The following is a 14,240-nucleotide window of genomic DNA, read 5'->3' as shown; positions in this document are numbered from 1 at the left end:
GGAACCAAAATTCTAGTTTCTTACTGGAATTGATCGCTAAACTGTTCATGAAAAACAGTTTTTATCTTTTTACATGGTATTCCTCTGATTTTTCTACAGCAGGAAATAAATTAAAGATCAATTCAGTCTAACCTCAGGTACTCTATTCCGTCAGCTGGAGATACGGTGTACCGCAGGCAATACAGTCCTTTGGTACAGATGAAAGCGATCGCCATAACTGAGGATATGCAGACGTAAGTTATGCACGGTTAAAGGTTCGTTAGCGCCAACGTGGGGTTCGTTGGTGTGGGTGAGTTCGGTGGGATCGACAATGGTGACGCTGCCTTTACCCAAGACTTGGAGCCAACCATCGCGTTCAAATACAGCACAAGTATCTTCATCAATGCCAATACCTAGTCTATCGGGGTGAGCAGCGACCGCACTAATGAGGCGACCCATCCGATTGCGGTTGTGGAAATGTTGATCAACAATCACTTCGGGAATTAATCCCAAACCTGTTGCCATATCCACCAGGGAACGATTAGGTGTTTCACCACTACCGCCGCCAGCAATCATGTGATGCCCCATCACTGCTGCTCCAGCACTTGTGCCTGCCAGAGTTAATTGCCCGCCTCTCACTCGCTGTCGGATTATTTCCATTACTGGTGTATCAGACAATACACCACACAGGCGCAGTTGGTCTCCTCCGGTTAAGAAAACACCACTACAGGCTTCGAGGGATGCCCTTACCTGGGAAGATTCGCATTGTTCTCGTTCACGGATGTCTAAAATTTCGACCTTTTCAGCACCCATTTCTTCAAAAATGCGAATATACCGTCCACCAATAATTGCAGGTTCGCGGGAGGCAGATGGAATAATTGTAATATAGGCTTTGCTTGCACCAGCTCTGCCAAAAAAAGTTCTCAGGATTTCACGTCCATGAACTTTATCTTCTGCGCCTCCGATTACGAGAACGGCGGTCTTAGTTGCTTGGGGTGTCCTCATTTCCAGCGATTTAGCTTGTAATTGCGGCATTGTGTTTCTCCTGTCAACAACTTTAGGAGCCATCGCGGTGGACGGGTTTCCCGGCTTGCAGCGAATGGCGTGAGCCATCGCGGTGGACGGGTTTCCCGGCTTGTAGCGAATGGCGTGAGCCATCGCGGTGGACGGGTTTCCCGGCTTGTAGCGGATGGCGTGTGAATTTAACAAGGTTTAGGAGCCTGATGATGTTCGCACTTTGCTTTTTTCCTGAGGACACTGCAACATATACACACAAAGCCTCATGATTTGTATGTCCCGTGTCCCCAAAGCCAGCGCCTTGTTCTCCACCTGTCCACTTTTTCCAGACTGGCTCGTTAGTGCTTGGGGTTCAGGTTCCCCTCTGGCGCTAGGAATTAGTTTTCCCATCTGGGATAGGAGTGAGCAGGTCATTACACACATTTTCTGAGGCTGGCTCGACGCATCCTGTAAGTTGTTAACCTGGTTAGATTATTTATTTAAATGGTAGTTGTCACAATATTTAAACATAAATTAAGTAATTAGAAAAACTTTTGATCCCAAGAAAAAGCAACAGTTCTAGTACTTTTAGATACTATTGTGAAAGCCTATCTGTACTTTTACCCTGTATAAGCATCTTGTGTTTGATAGTCATTCAAATCTAAGATTAGTGTTCTCGAATACGAATTACTGTGCGTTTTGATATAGTTACACTTTTTCCTGACTGTTTTACCTCAGTTCTTAGTTCCGGCCTGCTGGGTAAAGCTCTTGCCAAACAAATTGCCCAAGTGAATTTGGTAAATCCTAGAGATTTCACTACAGATAAACACCGCAAGGTAGATGACGAACCTTATGGTGGCGGTGTAGGGATGTTGATGAAACCAGAACCGATTTTTAGTGCTGTAGAGTCGCTGCCGATTTTAGAGCGCCGAGAAGTTATTTTGATGAGTCCCCAAGGTCAAACAATTGATCAGCCGCTATTACGAGAATTGGTCAGCAATTATGAGCAATTAGTAGTAATTTGTGGGCATTACGAAGGGGTAGATGATAGGGTATTACATTTAGTTACTCGTGAGGTATCTTTGGGGGATTTCATCCTCACGGGGGGAGAAATTCCGGCAATGGCATTAATTAACGGAGTGGTGCGATTGTTACCTGGAACTGTGGCCAAAACAGAATCCTTGACTGCGGAAAGTTTTGAGGAGGGTTTATTAGATTATCCCCAGTACACCCGTCCGGCAAACTTTCGCGGCTGGAAAGTCCCTGATGTCTTGTTATCTGGAAATCACGCCGCCATTTCCCAATGGCGCTATGAACAACAGATTAAAAGAACCAGCGATCGCCGCCCTGATTTGCTAGAAAAATGGCAACAAGAGAAGAAGCAGGGGAGCAGGGAGCAGGGGAGCAGGGAGCAGGGGGAGAAATAACAACTGACTAATGACTAATGACTAATGACTAATGACTATGAATGTAAGAATTGGTAACGGCTACGATATTCACAGATTAGTGAGCGATCGCGCTTTGATTTTAGGTGGTGTCCATATTCCCCATGAACTTGGTTTATTGGGACATAGTGATGCGGATGTCCTCACTCATGCCATTATGGATGCCATGTTGGGGGCATTATCTTTGGGAGATATTGGTCATTATTTCCCCCCGACTGATCCCCAATGGGCTGGGGCAGATAGTTTAGTTTTGTTAAATCAGGTCAATGAGTTAATTCGCGCTCAAGGTTGGCGTATAGGTAACATTGACTCGGTAGTAGTTGCAGAACGTCCAAAGTTGAAACCACACATTAAAACTATGCGTGACAAACTAGCCAATATTTTGCAATTAGAACCAAATCAAATTGGTGTCAAAGCTACAACTAATGAAAAATTAGGCCCTGTGGGACGAGAAGAGGGTATTTGTGCTTATGCTGTTGTCTTGTTGGTAAAAACTGATTAGGTTATGGCGATTAAGAGTTAAGTGAGGTACGGAACCAATGTCGTCAAACGCAGCGAAAAGTTCTGGAGAAGGGTTTCCCTCAGTAGGAAACTTTTCAAGAGAGAGGGGCGCGGAGATTGCCCAATTTTATTAGCGGTGTAGTCAGTACCTTAGCAGACTAGGAAACCCTATAGTTAACCAAACATTTGAAGATGGAAAGTGAAGCATAAAAAAAATGTAGATAAAATTTTAAACCAACTATTAGTGCATCTAAATTTATGCCATATACAAATAATCTCATTTCCCTAATTAAGCGTTTTTGGATACTCATAATTTTGGCTGCATTTACAGCAGTTACAGTTGCAGCTTGTAACCCATCGAATTTTAAAAGTTCGGCTGCTCAAATCCCGCAATTAGTAACTAGTATTCTCAGTGATCCTAAAACTTTTAACTATCCTTTAAGTTCTGAATCACCTAATGTTTTTGGTTTGATTTATGAGGGATTAATTAGCGAAAATTATGATACTGGTGAAGTGGAACCAGCTTTGGCAGAATCTTGGACAATTTCTGATGATAAATTAAAAATTGTTTTTACTCTCCGTGAGGGTTTAAAGTGGTCAGATGGGCAACCACTAACAGTTGATGATGTTGTATTTACTTACAATGACATTTACTTTAACGAAGCCATTCCTACAGATGTTAGAGATATTATGAGGATTGGTGAAAGTCGGAAACTACCAACTGTGAGAAAAGTTGATAGTCGTCGAGTTGAGTTTGCTGTTCCCGAACCGTTTGCGCCTTTTTTACGTAGTGCGACGAGTGCGGCAATCTTACCAGCCCATGCACTACGAGAATCTATACAAACTAAAGATAGTGAGGGTAAGCCTAAGTTTCTGCAAAAATGGGGCGTAGATACACCACCAGACCAAATCATCGGGAATGGTTTGTACAAATTGGAGCGTTATGACACCAGTGAACGTGTAGTTTTCCGACGTAATCCTTACTATTGGCGCAAAGGGCCCAAAGGTGAAGCTCAACCTTATATTGAAAGATTAGTGTGGCAAATTGTCGAATCAACAGATACCTCGTTACTCCAGTTTCGCTCTGGTGGTTTGGATAGTATTGGTGTTTCCCCAGACTACTTTTCTCTACTGAAAGTGCAAGAAAAGCAAGGCAATTTCAAGATATATAATGGCGGCCCGGCGGCTGGGACAACTTTTATATTGTTTAACTTGAATAAGGGTCAAAGAGACGGTAAACCACTGGTTGATCCAGTAAAGTCTCGTTGGTTTAATACGGTAGAATTTCGCCAAGCTGTGGCTTATGCAGTTGACCGCCAAACGATGATTAATAATATTTATCGGGGTTTGGGTCAACCGCAAAATTCACCAATTTCTGTGCAGAGTCCTTATTATTTGTCGCCCAAAGAAGGGTTAAAGGTTTACGATTACAACTTAGAAAAAGCCAAGCAATTGTTATTGAAAGCTGGCTTCAAATATAATTCTCAAAATCAGTTGTTAGACTCTGAAGGTAATCGAGTCCGCTTTACACTGCTGACGAATGCTGGTAACAAAATTCGTGAGGCAATGGGTTCGCAAATTAAACAGGACTTGAGCAAAATCGGCATACAGGTAGATTTTACACCCTTGGCATGGAATACTTATACAGACAAGCTGGCGAATACTTTAGATTGGGAAGCTTCGATGCTGGGTTTGACTGGCGGTTTAGAACCGAATGATGGTGCTAACGTCTGGAATCCCGAAGGGGGATTACATATGTTTAACCAAAAGCCCCAAGCAGGACAAAAGCCCATCACAGGTTGGGAAGTAGCACCGTGGGAAGCGAAAATTGGTCAACTATACATCCAAGGTGCTAGAGAGTTGGACGAAACCAAACGTAAAGCAATCTATGCCGAAACCCAAAAAATCACTCAAGAGAATTTACCATTCATTTACTTGGTAAATCCATATTCATTATCCGCAGTACGCGATCGCTTTGCAGGTATTCGCTTCTCAGCACTAGGCGGCGCATTCTGGAACTTGTACGAAATCAAAATAGTTAAGTAGGTAACTGGTAATGGGTAATTGGTAAGTAAGAAAACTTTTACCCATTACCCATTACCCATTACCCATTACCCATTACCCATCACCACATTACCCAAAATTACCGTGACTCAACCTGAAGCTTTGCGATCGCTCCTAGAGGCGGTCGCCAATGGTAAAGTTACCCCAGATAAGGCTTTAAACTCTCTCAAAAACTTAGCCTATGAACCTGTGGGTGAATTTGCCAAAATTGACCACCACCGTCATCTGAGAACTGGTTTCCCGGAAGTAATTTGGGGGCTAGGTAAAACACCAGAACAAATTGTGCAGATTATGGAGGTGATGCGTCAGCGCAATCCGGTAGTAATCGCTACCCGCATTGAACCAAGCGTTTATACTCTATTGCAACCAAAAATTAGAGATTTACGTTACTACGAGTTGGCAAAAATTTGTGCTATCACTCCGCCAACTATCGAACCACACTTTGCAGGAATTATCAGTATTCTTTCTGCGGGTACTGCTGACTTACCCGTGGCAGAGGAAGCAGCCGTGACAGCCGAACTATCTGGTTTTCGTGTGCAGCGTCTTTGGGATGTGGGTGTCGCCGGGATTCATCGCTTGCTGAGTAATCGCCATCTGATTGAATCAGCATCAGTGTTAATTGTCGTTGCGGGAATGGAAGGCGCGTTACCCAGTGTGGTGGCTGGTTTGGCTAATTGTCCTGTAATCGCTGTACCTACTAGTGTGGGTTATGGTGCTAGTTTTGGCGGTTTAGCACCTTTATTGACAATGCTCAATTCATGTGCTGCGGGTGTAGGAGTAGTCAATATAGATAATGGTTTTGGTGCAGCCGTGTTGGCTGGGCAAATTTTGCGGACAGCAGAGAAATTGCGGTTGGCATCGCTAGAATCTTGAGTTATGACATCAAGGTAATTGGAAATTGGGGATTGGGGACTGGGTAATTTCCCTAGTTCTTAACCTCTAATCTCTAGGCTTTACCTTAGTTACCTCAGATGAACTACTTTAACGATTTAATATTTGAGACTGTTGGGTATTTTTCTGTAAATTTCCCTATACTGGCGCAGAATGTGACCGATCCTAACGTTGTTGGTCAGATCCAAAAAACCTGGAATCATTTTGTCCAGACAGGTCAAGTCTGGGCGCTGTTGATTGGTTTAGTGATTGGCTATATTTTTCGTAATCTGACTAAGTACGGTTGACAATGGTGAGGGCTAGGGGGTAGGGAGTAGGGAATAACGATAAATAGTAAGCTGAAAGGTTAGGGAGCAGGAGAAAGAAAATTTACCCAATCCCTAGTCCCCAGTCCCTAATCCCCAGTCCCTTTGTATTTATGACTGAAAAACAAACTTGGAGTCAGCGATTTGAATCGGCTCTACATCCAGCGATCGCTCTTTTTAATGCCAGTATAAGCTTTGACATAGAATTAATAGAATACGACCTTACAGGCTCTCAAGCTCATGCCCAAATGTTGGCGCATACGGGGATTATTTCGCCGGCAGAAGGAGAACAACTAGTTGCAGGTTTAGAACAAATTCGTGAAGAATATCGCCAGGGTAAATTTCAGCCTGGCATCGATGCGGAAGATGTCCATTTTGCAGTGGAGCGACGCTTAACAGAGATTGTTGGAGATGTAGGTAAGAAATTACATACTGCGCGATCGCGTAACGATCAAGTCGGTACGGATACAAGACTTTACCTACGCGACCAAATTTCGCAAATCAAAACTCAATTACGGGAATTTCAACGGGTCTTATTAGATATAGCTGAACAAAACGTTGAAACTCTCATTCCTGGTTACACTCACCTACAACGCGCTCAGCCTGTGAGTTTAGCTCATCACTTGTTGGCTTATTTCCACATGGCACAACGGGACTGGGAACGCTTGGGTGATGTTTATCGCCGGGTGAATATTTCGCCCTTGGGGTGTGGTGCTTTAGCTGGGACTACCTTTCCCATTGACCGCCACTACACAGCCAAACTGTTGCAGTTTGAGCGTATTTACGAGAATAGCTTGGATGGAGTGAGCGATCGCGATTTTGCTATTGAATTTTTGTGTGCTGCCAGTTTAATAATGGTTCACCTCAGCCGTCTTTCTGAAGAAATTATTCTTTGGGCATCGGAAGAATTCCGCTTTGTCACCCTCAAAGATAGCTGTGCAACAGGTTCCAGCATTATGCCCCAAAAGAAAAACCCCGACGTACCGGAATTAGTCAGGGGAAAAACCGGGCGTGTATTTGGTCATCTCCAGGCGATGTTGGTAATCATGAAAGGATTACCCTTGGCTTATAACAAAGACCTACAAGAAGACAAAGAAGGTTTATTTGACAGCGTTAACACAGTTAAGGCTTGCCTGGAAGCCATGACAATATTGCTACAGGAGGGTTTGGAATTTCGGACTCAGCGCCTAGCCGAAGCTGTCACACAAGATTTCTCTAACGCTACCGATGTCGCAGATTATCTAGCAGCCAGGGGCGTTCCCTTCCGCGAAGCTTATAATATCGTGGGTAAAGTCGTCAAAACCAGTATTGCTGCTGGCAAACTTTTAAAAGATTTGACCTTAGAAGAATGGCAAGAAATACACCCAACATTTGCCACCGATATTTATGAAGCCATCTCCCCTCGTCAAGTTGTAGCTGCACGTAACAGTTACGGTGGTACTGGTTTTGCCCAGGTCAGTGAAGCCGTCAGTGCGGCGCGTGAGGAAATTGGAGAGTAGGGGTGTAAGGGTAGATCCAAACACAACTGACAACTGACACGCAAAGCTGAATAAAAAACAAGGGTGTACAAGATGTACACCCTAAAAAATAAAACACTTAAAGAATCAAAATCTGAATAGACGAATTATTCAGCATCAACTGCTGCTGCGCCTTCTTCTTCCTCACTCTTAGGTGTTCTTTGCTGGAACCTTCTTTGCATTCTTCCGGTTGTAGTCCGTTTACGAAACTTTCTGGCGTATGCCTGGTTCCGTAGCGCCTTTTCTTTTTTCGGGTTACGGCGCTTTGCCATATTCACCTCGTTAATAAACAACAAAAAATGGCTGCTAGGCATTTTTTAGAGAATATCAGCCACAAACGTTATTGATAAAGCTCTGGCCTAGTTTAGCTGTCATGAATCTTTGAACAGCATATAATCCTACCCCATTTAATTTGATTGTGTCAATGGCAACTAGCCTTAACAATTCAAAATTCAAAATTCGTCTTGAAAAGTTGCCTACGGTGGGAAACCCCTCCGGGTTCACCAGTTGCCTACGGAGGGAAACCCTCCTACAGAACTGGATTCACCGCCTACAGAACTTTCCGCAAAATTCGCGCATTAAAGACAGTTGGAGTCGGGGATTGAAACCCTCGAATTTAGGATGAAAAAGCAGGGTGTGAGAGGAATCAATTACTGAGATAAAACTATCAACACTCAAGTACAGCCTGCAAAGCATTTAAGTGTAAATACTGTGTAAAATCATATATAAGCGTTTTGAAAAGCTTACATAACAATACAAAAAAGCAATTTATAAAAAAGTTTGCCTTTTGTGAAAATTATGTTAAGGTCTTATTTTACACTCCGAATCCATAAGAGTTAGGATAGCTGGCGGCGACAGACTATCTGTCTACTTATGGCTCCTGACTCTTAAATTCTTTTTTGAAAATAATTAGGACAGGTTCAATGATTAAATATCGCCATTGGTCAAAGTATCTGGCTGTCTTATCTTCAGCCGCATTCTTAGCAGCTGATTTAGCGATTCCTTCAGCCATTGCCCAAACGACTATCAAATCATCTGTCGGTAAGGCTGTGACCTTTACCTGCAATGACTCTGAGGCGAGTATCAAGGCTAAAAATGGCCCTAAAGTAACGATAGGCCTGACCAATATTTACATCGGTTATCAGCAAGTATCATCCAACAACAAGGACCCACGGATTATCCGTTTTGATAATGGTTTCAGAACTTGGTGTCGTAGTGACTATGAAACCACAGGGGACGACGGTACAGGCTACGGATTGTATTGGGATGGAGGAAGTAATCTGTATGGTGTTTTCACGTCCACAGGCACTCAAACAGGCAACGATTTTCGTCGCTTTGCTACTCAAGGTTGGCTGACTAGCTATGGTAGCGGTGGCGGTGCAAAAGTGGCGGTAATCGCCCGGATTAATCCCAGCAATGGTAGTGTTACCTCGGCAAGTTATTTATCTGCTAAAAAGCCGAGTGATGGCAAAAGTAACTCTTTAGCGGTTACTAGCCTGTCATGGAATGGCACAAATCTGACTGTAAAGGCAGATTCCTGGTGGTCTCCCCGTCGGCGTGATAAAACTCATATGAACTGTTCCGGTTCATCGCCTTTTAAATATACAGTTGTATTCGCACCCGATTTAAGGACTGTAAGTTCAGCTTCAGCAGTTAACTGTAGCTGAGTTGATAATTCGTAGTTACGAACTGTAGGTTTGATTTCGTTGTCAGGGTTGTATCACCTTTTTTTCGCAGTATAAATTACAGTGTTTCTCTCTTCATTAACACTGCATAGTTCAACCCAAAAAGTAATTAAAACAGTCTTTAATAATGGTTACCTGATTTGCGATGATGCACTGCTGTAACGCCGTCCTGATTTAGGACTTTGCCATTCTCTACAGTTGCATAAACTAGCCAGTGGTCGCCTGATTCCATACGGTTTTGGACTGAACATTCCAAATATGCTAAAGCATCTTGCAGTATAGGACTACCGTTTTCAGCCTCTGCTGTCGCCACATCAGCAAATCTATCTTGTGCAGGGCTAAAGGGTTTGAGGAAGTGTTTCATCAACCCCAGGTGATTTCCCTCTTTTAAAACATTGAGAACAAATTTATTCCCGGTATGGGTCAGGGTTTCTACTGCGCGGTCTTTGGCTACGGCAATGGTTAAGCCGGGAGGATTAAAGCTGGCTTGAGCAACCCAAGAGGCTAACATGGCGCTGGATACTTCCCCTTGCTTGGCGGTAACAACGCAAAGTGACCCGACTATTCGTCCTACGGCTTGTTCTACATTTGTGGCTGGTACACTTTGAGTCCGGACTTTCCTGGCTTTCTTCAAGGCTTGGGCAAAGTCGGTTCCGGCTTCTTCGCACATTTGCAAGGTGACTTCGTTGGGTTTGAATTTGACGCGGATGGAGTCAAAACCAAAGCGATAACCGGCATCTTTGAGCTTACCTTCAATTAAGTCAACGGCTTCACCACTCCAGCCAAAGGAACCAAACACACCAGCTAATTTATTATTAGTAGCGGTGGATAAGACAATACCTAAAGCTGTTTGTACTGGTGTGGGTGCATGACCGCCAAGGGTAGGAGAACCCATAACAAAGCCGGCAGATTTTTCTACGGCGGCACTAATTTCTTCTGGGTCGGCAAATTCACAGTTAATTGATTCTACCGCGACACCGGCTTTGGTAATACCACGAGCGATCGCCTGGGCTAAGGTAGCTGTGTTCCCATAAGCTGAAGCATAAATTAGAGCTACTGTCAAGTCAGCAGAAGTTTGTTGTTGACTCCATTCTCGGTAGGCGTGGGTGAGTTCAATTAAGCCGTAACGCACCAAGGGGCCGTGACCAGTGGCGTACACTCGCGCCGGGAAATCTGCCAGTTTATCTAAAGCTGTTTCCACTTGTCGGGCATGGGGAGCCATCAAGCAATCATAATAGTAACGGCGGTCTTCGTTGATGGCTTCCCAACCTTCATCAAATACTTGGTCGCCGCAAATATGCGCCCCAAATAGCTTATCTGTATAGATAATTTCGGTTTGGGGGTCGTAGGTACACAATTCATCGGCGTAGCGGGGGTTAGGTGTGGGGATGAATTGTAAATTATGCCCTTTCCCTAAATCGAGGGTTTCCTCACCCCGCATAATCAGTATTGGTAAATCCGGGTTTTCTAGCACCCCCCGCAAATTAATCGCCCCCGGATTAGAACAGACAAAGGTAATTTGCGGTGCTATTTCTAGTAAAGCTTTTAAGGTAGCTGCCCGATTGGGGTTAATGTGACCGAGAATAACATAATCGATTTCTGTGACATCTAGTCGTTTTTGCAACGCATCCAGATAAATCTGTGTGAAGGTTTCCCCTGGAGGGTCAATCAGCGCTAGCTCATCACCTTGGATTAAATAAGAGTTAGCCGTGGTTCCCTTAGCTAAAGCGTACTCAATTTCAAATCTTAATCTTGTCCAACTGCGCGATCGCATTACAGTTGTATCTGTACCAATAGGTAGGACTTGCACGTCTCTTGGTTTGGTTTCTGACATAGTTTTTAAATAATTTCTTTGTTTTTAAACATTTTTGAGCAATTAAACAGCAATTGCTACAAATAAAAACTCTACTCACAAGGGGATAGAGTTTTGTCAGTGGTCAGTGGTCAGTGGTCAGTAGTCAGTGGCAAAGATATGTAAAAACAACCCATTAGGGGTTGGGGTATTAGACCAGATCATTTCCATAACTGACAACTGACGACTAACAAATGACACTTGAAGCGCAATAAATGGAGTCGCGTTTCACTAATGGAGTCGCGTTTCACTAATAATGATTTCCTACCTTGCGGTGGTGAACTGCTGTTAGGGATTCGGGTTTGGAAACGCGTCCGGCGTAGACTGTGCTGTATACTGCCCAGTGGTCGCCGCAGTCCATACGGCTGACTACTTCGCATTCCATGTATGCTAAAGCGTCGCCGAGGATGGGTGCGCCGTTTTCGGCGGGCTGGGTTTTGACTCCTTCAAAACGGTCTGCACCAGGGGCGAATCGTTTTAAGAAGTGGCGCATGAGTGGTTGATAATTGCCTTCTTCTAATACATTTAAGACGAAGCGATCGCCTACTTGCATTAATGATTCAATTGCTCTATCTTTAGCTACGGCGATGGAAAATCCTAAGGGTTTGAAGCTGGCTTGATTTACCCAGGAGGCTAACATGGCGCTGGAAACGTCGCCTTTTTTGGCTGTGATGATATACAAACCGCCACTCAGTCTGCCTAATGCTTTATCTAAGTCAGCACCTAAGGATTTCATGGCTTTGATGCTGCGATCGCGTGTTACCCATTGTCCCAAATCTGTGCCTGCTTCTTCACACAGTTTGTAGGTGTTTTCTGTGGGTGTTTGTTTAATGCGAATGGCGGGGAAAGCGGTTGTTAAGCCCAGGTTACGGAATTTGCTTAATAATGGGTCTATGGGTTCATCATCGCCGCCACCGGTTTCAAATATACCTACGGCTTGTTTGGCGTTGGCAGAACCTAAAATGGTGCTAAGTGCGCCTTGAATACTAGCTGTACTAGCAGCCGGAGACATCCCAATTACCAGTCCAGCACAGCGCCCGACTAGTTCGCGTAACTCTTGTAAATCTACTGCTGAACCCAAGTCTACAACTTCTACACCGACACCAGTTTTGCTAATACCGTTAATAATTGCTTGGGCTAGGCGATCGCTATAACCATATTCAGAAACGTAAAATACACCTATGCTGGTTTCTGCTTTGGTTTGGTTTTGGCTCCAGGTGTGATAACGTCCGGTGAGTTCTTCAACGTTATGGTAAAGTAGCGGCCCGTGACCAGTGGCAATCATTTTCACGCTTGGTAGTTCTCCCATGCGCTTGAGGGCAGATAGTACCGATCGCGCATTTGGCCCCATCAGGCATTCATAATAGTAATGAAAGTCTGGTTCTATGGTTTTTAAGTCTTCATCAAAGACAATATCGGAACAGTAGTGCATTCCGAAAGCGTCGCAGGTGTATAGGGTTTGGGTTTTGTGGTCAAAACTAAAGATGGTGTCTGGCCAATGTAAATTGGGGGCAATGACAAACTCAAATTCGTGACCGTTACCTAAATCTAAGCGATCGCCATTCTTAACAATTTTCCGCTTAAATGGTTGATGTACTAAATCTTCGAGAAACTGGATGGCAACTTTTGAGGCGACAATTGTAATATCTGGAGCCATCTGTAATAAATCTTTGACTAAGCCACTGTGGTCTGGCTCGGTATGGCTGACAATCAAATAATTGATATCTGTGGGATTAATTAGCCCTGTCAGGGTATCAAAATAAAGTTTACGAAACTTTTCATGGGAAGTATCGACTAAGGCTATCTGCTCACCGCGTATGAGAAATGAGTTATAAGTAGTACCATTTTGCAGACCAAACTCAATATCAAAGCGATCGCGTTCCCAATCTAGAGAGCGAATTGCTGTCGTATCTTGAGCAATTTCCGCAGTCTGTATGGTGAGCCGTTTTTCAGTTTTCTCGGTGAGTGCTACCATAACTCTCTCCTTTAAACAATGAGTATTTATTCCTCTAGTGTTATTGTGACACGGAATATTTGTAAATTTTTATTAAAAAACCTATAGATAACTTAAAAAATATAAAAAAGTGATATCACAGCAGTTTCCAAAACACGTAGAAAATCAGTGGCTAGCCTTGGAAATCGGTAATTCCCGGCTACATTGGGCTTTATTCATGGGCGAATCCCTTAAGTTTACATGGGATACAGAATATCTACCTGAGTCAGTTATACAGCAGTTAGGTAACGGTGAGACAAACTGGGAGTTGGGAACTGGGGAAAAGGGAATATCTTCCTCTACATTTCCCCCCCTGCCCCCTGCCCCCTGCCCTTCGGGTTCGCAGTCGCTAATGGGGGAAACCCCCAAGACCGCGCTGTCTCACCCCCTGCCTCTTTTCATCGCCTCCGTTGTCCCTAAGCAAACTGCACTTTGGCAAAGTTACCCTAATGTTCGCGTAATTACTTTAGACCAGATACCTCTTAACAATACATATCCTACCTTGGGAATTGACCGGGCTTTGGCTTTGTGGGGGGCGGGAATGAGTTGGGGTTTTCCGATGTTGGTAATTGATGCGGGGACGGCGCTAACTTTTACGGCGGCGGATGGTGAACGGAATTTGGTTGGTGGGGCAATTTTGCCGGGGGTGGGTTTACAATTTGCGAGTTTAGGTCAAAAAACTGAACAATTACCGCAAGTAGAGATGGCAGAGATTAAATCTTTACCTCCACGTTTTGCGCTGAATACAGCAGAAGCAATCCAAAGCGGTGTGATTTATACCTTAATAGCGGGAATCAGGGATTTTACGGAAGAGTGGTTGTCTCTGTTTCCTGATGGGAAGGTGGCAATTAAAGGAGGCGATCGCATCTTACTATTAAATTACCTCCAAGCTCTCTATCCTGAGCTAGCAGCACGTTTAATAGTGGAATCAAACATGATTTTTTGGGGTATGCAAACAATCGTGGCAGGTGTTGCTTAACAGAAAATTTAAGGTATTATCATCATTGGTAAA

At 44.0% G+C, this 14,240-nt stretch carries 12 protein-coding genes; 8 read left to right on the top strand and 4 right to left on the bottom strand.

Annotated elements, in window-relative coordinates; genetic code table 11:
• Positions 1-150 precede the first annotated feature (150 nt).
• The gene (locus tag ACM5QX_RS07620; RefSeq protein WP_011318615.1) at positions 151-1,014 is read right to left on the bottom strand and encodes a cyanophycinase; all 864 of its coding nucleotides are present in this window, start codon (positions 1,012-1,014) and stop codon (positions 151-153) included.
• A 653-nt stretch (positions 1,015-1,667) separates the two neighbouring features.
• Here ACM5QX_RS07620 and trmD point away from each other — a divergent pair.
• From trmD to argH, 6 genes are all read left to right on the top strand, one after another.
• Positions 1,668-2,402: a tRNA (guanosine(37)-N1)-methyltransferase TrmD gene (gene trmD / locus ACM5QX_RS07615; protein WP_414753062.1), complete on the top strand. Its 735-nt coding sequence runs from the start codon at positions 1,668-1,670 to the stop codon at positions 2,400-2,402.
• 31 nt (positions 2,403-2,433) lie between these two features.
• Entirely contained in the window at positions 2,434-2,922 is a 489-nt protein-coding gene (ispF, locus tag ACM5QX_RS07610; protein WP_414753061.1) for a 2-C-methyl-D-erythritol 2,4-cyclodiphosphate synthase, read from the top strand.
• Between the two features lie 257 nt (positions 2,923-3,179).
• Positions 3,180-4,967: an ABC transporter substrate-binding protein gene (locus tag ACM5QX_RS07605; protein WP_414753060.1), complete on the top strand. Its 1,788-nt coding sequence runs from the start codon at positions 3,180-3,182 to the stop codon at positions 4,965-4,967.
• A gap of 102 nt (positions 4,968-5,069) precedes the next feature.
• The gene (gene larB / locus ACM5QX_RS07600) at positions 5,070-5,858 is read left to right on the top strand and encodes a nickel pincer cofactor biosynthesis protein LarB (protein ID WP_414753102.1); all 789 of its coding nucleotides are present in this window, start codon (positions 5,070-5,072) and stop codon (positions 5,856-5,858) included.
• A gap of 98 nt (positions 5,859-5,956) precedes the next feature.
• A complete protein-coding gene (locus ACM5QX_RS07595; protein ID WP_011318610.1) occupies positions 5,957-6,163 on the top strand; it encodes a hypothetical protein in 207 nt (68 codons plus the stop codon).
• 131 nt (positions 6,164-6,294) lie between these two features.
• Positions 6,295-7,680: an argininosuccinate lyase gene (gene argH / locus ACM5QX_RS07590; protein ID WP_414753058.1), complete on the top strand. Its 1,386-nt coding sequence runs from the start codon at positions 6,295-6,297 to the stop codon at positions 7,678-7,680.
• A gap of 125 nt (positions 7,681-7,805) precedes the next feature.
• Here argH and ACM5QX_RS07585 read toward each other — a convergent pair whose 3' ends face one another.
• Complete coding sequence (locus tag ACM5QX_RS07585) at positions 7,806-7,970, bottom strand: hypothetical protein (protein ID WP_010998029.1); 165 nt, start codon at positions 7,968-7,970, stop codon at positions 7,806-7,808.
• A 651-nt stretch (positions 7,971-8,621) separates the two neighbouring features.
• On the opposite strand from ACM5QX_RS07585, the gene ACM5QX_RS07580 reads away from it, so the two are divergent.
• Positions 8,622-9,365 carry a hypothetical protein gene (locus tag ACM5QX_RS07580; RefSeq protein WP_414753057.1) on the top strand — a complete coding sequence of 248 codons (744 nt, stop codon included), beginning with the start codon at positions 8,622-8,624 and terminating at the stop codon, positions 9,363-9,365.
• A 139-nt stretch (positions 9,366-9,504) separates the two neighbouring features.
• Here the strand turns inward: ACM5QX_RS07580 and ACM5QX_RS07575 are convergent, their stop codons facing one another.
• Together ACM5QX_RS07575 and ACM5QX_RS07570 are read right to left on the bottom strand one after the other, a co-directional pair.
• A complete protein-coding gene (locus tag ACM5QX_RS07575; protein ID WP_414753056.1) occupies positions 9,505-11,217 on the bottom strand; it encodes a diflavin flavoprotein in 1,713 nt (570 codons plus the stop codon).
• Positions 11,218-11,485: 268 nt separating this feature from the next.
• On the bottom strand, positions 11,486-13,210 hold the full coding sequence (locus tag ACM5QX_RS07570) for a diflavin flavoprotein (protein WP_414753055.1): 1,725 nt from the start codon (positions 13,208-13,210) through the stop codon (positions 11,486-11,488).
• Positions 13,211-13,319: 109 nt separating this feature from the next.
• Here ACM5QX_RS07570 and ACM5QX_RS07565 point away from each other — a divergent pair, with 109 nt between their 5' ends.
• On the top strand, positions 13,320-14,207 hold the full coding sequence (locus ACM5QX_RS07565; RefSeq protein WP_414753054.1) for a pantothenate kinase: 888 nt from the start codon (positions 13,320-13,322) through the stop codon (positions 14,205-14,207).
• The last annotated feature ends 33 nt before the right edge of the window (positions 14,208-14,240 follow it).

It is taken from the genome of Anabaena sp. CCY 9910, from assembly GCF_963920875.1.
GTDB classification, from domain to species: domain Bacteria; phylum Cyanobacteriota; class Cyanobacteriia; order Cyanobacteriales; family Nostocaceae; genus Trichormus; species Trichormus variabilis.
Note: the sequence above shows the minus strand (reverse complement) of the source record. Positions and strands in the feature narration are given on the sequence as shown.

Bases quoted from the DNA above. Each gene is read 5' to 3' on its own strand.
- ACM5QX_RS07595 (WP_011318610.1), top strand. From the start codon at position 5,957: ATGAACTACTTTAACGATTTAATATTTGAGACTGTTGGGTATTTTTCT.
- ispF (WP_414753061.1), top strand. From the start codon at position 2,434: ATGACTATGAATGTAAGAATTGGTAACGGCTACGATATTCACAGATTA.
- ACM5QX_RS07575 (WP_414753056.1), bottom strand. From the start codon at position 11,217: ATGTCAGAAACCAAACCAAGAGACGTGCAAGTCCTACCTATTGGTACA.
- ACM5QX_RS07580 (WP_414753057.1), top strand. From the start codon at position 8,622: ATGATTAAATATCGCCATTGGTCAAAGTATCTGGCTGTCTTATCTTCA.
- ACM5QX_RS07620 (WP_011318615.1), bottom strand. From the start codon at position 1,014: ATGCCGCAATTACAAGCTAAATCGCTGGAAATGAGGACACCCCAAGCA.
- ACM5QX_RS07585 (WP_010998029.1), bottom strand. From the start codon at position 7,970: ATGGCAAAGCGCCGTAACCCGAAAAAAGAAAAGGCGCTACGGAACCAG.
- ACM5QX_RS07570 (WP_414753055.1), bottom strand. From the start codon at position 13,210: ATGGTAGCACTCACCGAGAAAACTGAAAAACGGCTCACCATACAGACT.
- ACM5QX_RS07605 (WP_414753060.1), top strand. From the start codon at position 3,180: ATGCCATATACAAATAATCTCATTTCCCTAATTAAGCGTTTTTGGATA.
- argH (WP_414753058.1), top strand. From the start codon at position 6,295: ATGACTGAAAAACAAACTTGGAGTCAGCGATTTGAATCGGCTCTACAT.